The organism is Vibrio sp. 10N.222.52.B7, assembly GCF_041474275.1.
GTDB lineage: Bacteria > Pseudomonadota > Gammaproteobacteria > Enterobacterales > Vibrionaceae > Vibrio > Vibrio crassostreae_C.
Genome location: NZ_JBFRTU010000300.1, coordinates 1 through 348, shown reverse-complemented (window position 1 = coordinate 348; position 348 = coordinate 1). Strand labels below are relative to the sequence as shown.

General features: G+C 43.7%; 1 pseudogene. It reads right to left on the bottom strand.

What is annotated here, in order from left to right:
• Nucleotides 1–348, bottom strand: a pseudogene (locus tag AB4512_RS22930) (TonB-dependent siderophore receptor); the annotation flags it as partial.

Genomic DNA, 348 nt, shown 5'->3' with positions numbered 1-348 from the left:
ATCACGTAGTGACCTGATGCGCCTACCTGAATGTTCTCATGCACCCAGTAAGATGCCATCGCTTCTAAACCATAGACACGCTTTTTATCGTCGATTTCTTCGATCAGTAGTGTGTTCTTGTCGTATTTAACTGATTTATCAGATTGTGAATAGTACGCCGCGGTTTGCAGGTTAAAATCACCATTATCAAGGCGGTAACCTAACTCAAAGCTGTTGGTTTTGATGCCAGACATTTTCGAGTCATTAACGTTGATGCTGTCGTTAAGTTTCCAGTGATCGCCAACTAGGGTGTAGTCGCCTTGTCCGTAGTATTTCGCTGGGTCAGCAAGATCAAAACCTTGTGAGAAG